The sequence below is a fragment of the Endozoicomonas sp. ONNA2 genome (assembly GCF_024606365.1).
GTDB lineage: Bacteria > Pseudomonadota > Gammaproteobacteria > Pseudomonadales > Endozoicomonadaceae > Endozoicomonas.
The window spans coordinates 1-3,962 of sequence record NZ_JAHHPO010000643.1 but is presented as its reverse complement, the minus strand read 5'-3'; the positions used below and the strand labels follow the sequence as shown (position 1 = coordinate 3,962).

The 3,962-nt window shown below is 52.2% G+C and carries 3 protein-coding genes; all 3 read right to left on the bottom strand.

Annotated elements, in window-relative coordinates; translation table 11 throughout:
* Window positions 1–118 precede the first annotated feature (118 nt).
* From KDK14_RS11310 to KDK14_RS11300, 3 genes are read right to left on the bottom strand one after another with little or no spacing between them, the layout of a single operon-like run.
* Entirely contained in the window at window positions 119–1,399 is a 1,281-nt protein-coding gene (locus tag KDK14_RS11310; RefSeq protein WP_257265224.1) for an aromatic amino acid transporter, read from the bottom strand.
* A gap of 17 nt (window positions 1,400–1,416) precedes the next feature.
* Complete coding sequence (locus KDK14_RS11305) at window positions 1,417–2,526, bottom strand: aminotransferase class V-fold PLP-dependent enzyme (protein WP_257265223.1); 1,110 nt, start codon at window positions 2,524–2,526, stop codon at window positions 1,417–1,419.
* On the bottom strand, window positions 2,519–3,718 hold the full coding sequence (locus tag KDK14_RS11300; RefSeq protein ID WP_257265221.1) for a monodechloroaminopyrrolnitrin synthase PrnB family protein: 1,200 nt from the start codon (window positions 3,716–3,718) through the stop codon (window positions 2,519–2,521). The genes KDK14_RS11305 and KDK14_RS11300 overlap by 8 nt, the downstream gene beginning before the upstream one ends.
* Window positions 3,719–3,962: the final 244 nt, after the last annotated feature.

The following is a 3,962-nucleotide window of genomic DNA, read 5'->3' as shown; positions in this document are numbered from 1 at the left end:
CCATGGGCATTTGTGTCTTTGTGCCTTTGTGGTGAAAGTCTTTTAACTAACTCGTTGCTACGGTGGGAATGCATACCGAACCACTGCGCACATTCTAATTTTCCTTTACCCACTCCTGTCAGCCATTGAACACCGGCACTCTCCCCAACATGGAGAGAAAATGAAACGCAGCGGTTAACACCCCGAACGCCACGGTCAAATAAATCATCACTGAGCCTCCCGGTGCTTTATAGCCTGTGTCCTGCTCAAGTCTTTTACGGGATTTATGCACCAGCAATGCCGGAATAATGCAAGCCCATACCGTTGCAGCAGCGCCAGCGTAGCCAATGGCAATCACAAAGCCAAAGGGAAACAACAGCGACAGCAGCAGAGGGGGGATAAAGGTCACCAGCCAGCTTTTCGTGCGCCCTGTGCTGGTATCCTCAAACCCGAAAAGGTCTGCCAGAAAATCAAATACACCAAGACCCACGCCAACAAATGAAGAGATAATGGCCGCCATTGAGAAAACATTGAGGGCACTGGTCACGTTTTGGGAGACAGTCGCTGAGCCCAGGGCGTTTAACAGCACATCCACATTCCCGTCCTGTGCAATCACAGCACCGAAATCAGAGCGAAGCAAGTTGCCAAAAATACTGATCAGCCAAAACACATAGAGCGCAAGGGCGATGGAGGTACCACCGAGAATGGCATATCCGGCCTTGCTCTCGTCACCATAATAGGCCCGTATGGACGACACCGAGTGATGATAACCAAAGGAAGTGAGGGCCACAGGCAGCATGGCCATGGCGTAAGGTGCATAACGGTCATCTGTACCGAGTGAGTCAAACAGAATGGCCATATCCACACTGGCAGCCAAGCCAGAAACCCCATAGGTAAAACTCAATACCATCAGTGTGACCAGGAACACAGAGATACGGTCAACGGCCCGTGTGGAGTGCCAGATCAGGGCAGAAAAAAGAAGTACAAATATAATGGCAGCGATTTTGCTGTTCAGGCCCAGCAGCTTATGAAAAACAAGTCCTGAAGACGTGATGTAGGCATAGAGAAGGATACCGGCAACGAAGTAAACGGTAATATTGTTGATAATGTTAACTTTTCTCCCCAACAGGTCCCGGGTAACGCTGTTAAAGGAGACTTTCAGGTCATAGTGTTTGAATGCCTCCAGTAACATCCAGCCGGAGACGGTCATGACCAGCATGGTAATAATAATGATCAGAATCGACCAGAACGTCCAGGCACCAGCCCCGGCAATTGGCAGCCCCAGCATTCCGGCCCCGACACAGACACTGGCAATGATACAGGCACCGCCAAACAGGGACGGGTCTCTGTTGTCGGTTGGCAGCGGATCAGGCCGTCCCGAATCAATCAGCGTTTTGTTGGCAGTTGAACTCTTACTCACTTTACTTTTCTGAGGTTTTAAATGGTATGTCGAATTGTGGCTATAACCTCGTTGGTCTCGTCGGCTGTATTGTAGATATGGGGCGAAAGTCGCATGCCCATGGACCGGACATCAAACTGCACCCGGGCTGCCTTCAGCGCTTGTGACACCTGCGCGTGGTTAGCAAAGTCAAGCACCAGGGTTCCCCCCCTGTTCTCTGCCTCCAGGGGAGTGACGACACTGCTCTGAGGAACACTTTCCATGATGCTCCGGGTCAGCGCCAGGTTATGTGTCCGGATCTGCCCCACTCCAATTTCATTCAGTGTGCGAATGCCGCTGGTAGCGACAATATAGGGCAGAACCGAGGGCGTCCCGCCCCAGAATCGCGAGGCATTGTCGGCATATTGAAAGTGTTTAATGTTAAATTCAAAAGGGTTCTGATGGGAAAACCAACCCACATCCATGGGGTTCAGGTGATCAAGAATCTCATCATTAATCCACAGAAATCCGGCACCAGGGCCACCGCACAGCCATTTCACGCAGGAACCCAGAACCACATCGGTCTGCCATATGGCCAGGTCTATTGGTACCACCCCGGCGGACTGGGAAATGTCCACAATGGCAAGGATTTCCCGTTCTCTGGCCAGTGCCGTGATTGCGGCCACGGGCGTCAGTCGGCCAGTATTATAGTGGGCATGAGCCACCAGGACGGCGCACACATCGCCGGTCATGAAATCGGACCATTGATCAATGTCCAGCGGATTCACCGACTTAGGCATAAAGCGCACCCGGTACCCGGCACGCTCAGCCTGCTGCATCACAAACCCCATGGATGGAAAGTCATTTTCTGTCAGCAACAGGGTGTTTCGCGGGCCCGGTTCAGGCAGGCTCATCAGTAACTTGGACAATCCGCTGGACAGATTTACCTGGGGACAGAACTGATCCTCCCTGCCATTCAACAGGGTGGCCAACTCGCCACGGAATTGATCAAACACCGTCATCCAGTCACCCCAGGCATCCGGTTCACCCTGTTCCCACGCTGCAAAAAAGTGACGTTCAACCGCACTTCGGGTGGTAACCGGCAAACGCCCGACAGAGTGGTTTAACAGATAGATACCCTGTGCCGGAACAAACCGCTGGTTATGCATGGCTCCCTCCGGCAACAGTGGTTAACGAACAGAGCAGGGTTTGCACGTCCTGGTAACGGGTTGCAATATCGTCCCTGTCGGCCGCAGTGCGCAGATCGTGGAGTTTTTTCAGCGCCGCGATCAATACCTGCAGTGGCGGCCCGCTGGCGGTTATATCCTGTTTTTCACTCAGGGCGTTGTCGCGGGCGGGCATGACGACGAAGTGTTTTACCAATTGTTCATGGTGCTGAATGGCCGTTTTTCCATGGGCTTCGCAAACGGCGAGAAACTCACCGAGGTTATCCTGATACCACTGTTCGTGATGGCTGGATTGCGGGGTCGCCAGGAATTCATCCATCAGACTCCTGCGGCGCATGCAGTCCCGCAACAATAACTGATCTTCCGGGCGCATAAACAGAAACTTGTCCACCAACAGTTGCGAATAATATGGGTCATCCGCCCGACAGACACCCAGTAGCAGATCGATCACATTAATTCCGGCAAAATCCCCCGCATTGGCCCCACGGTATTCGTTTCTGCCTACCGGGTGAGTTTTGTAATAGGGGCGCACACAATAAAAGAAACGATCGACGTCTAACACATTAAACAGGGCAGTGTTGTTGTCAAAAACGTCATCCAGTGCCTGGCGGGCAGCCACGAAAAGATCCCGGGTGACTGGGTGGGAAATGCCCAGCGGCAGGCTGTGCAACAGGGCTTCAGAGGCCCTGATATAGGCAAACACGCCCCGGGTATTGTAATCCAGAAAACACCGTTCATCCTCCAGTGACGTGAAGGTTCTGTAAACCCCGTCAATGGCTTTGTTGTGGGTTTCGAGATGGGCGGAGGCAAATCGGGGGTGCACGCCCAGGGATGCCCCCAGTTGCATTGCCAATGCTGATGCATCCTTCAGGGAGGTGTCTGAGGCATTCATAATACCGGGCAGTTCATGTCGGCGGCAGGCAGCAAGGAAGAAACCGACATTTCCCAGCAGATCGAAACCATTGTCAAAACCTTCATCGGTATTGCCTTCACGCAGTAACTGGCGGATAAAATCATTACCCTGCCGAACAAGCTCGCTTTTCAAGTGACAACCAATACCCTGCACAATTTCCCTGTGTTCCCGGGCAAAATAAAGATGCTCAAGTTCAGTATTCAAGGCTTTGAACTCATTTCTGATCCACCGATCAAAACGTTGCGATAACGCTGTTCCCACCAGATTTCTCCGAGGTTGCTAACCACTGTTCTGTTCCATTATAGATATTAACTGACCGTTGTAGACATTAACTCAGTATACGGACAGTCTATGAAAGTTAGCCCGGATATTTCATAAACTGCCCCGAATCTCGCACACGACCACATGGATGTGGGAGGTAGGGCGACGCAGGATGCCAAAGCCGGGGAATTTGTCGCTCTAAGGGATTTTGTGAGGGAGCGCCGTTACCTGGGAGTACGGTCGA

What these genes read in the sequence shown, in the direction of transcription:
- KDK14_RS11305 (WP_257265223.1), bottom strand. Translation starts at nt 2,526, where the DNA reads ATGCATAACCAGCGGTTTGTTCCGGCACAGGGTATCTATCTGTTAAAC.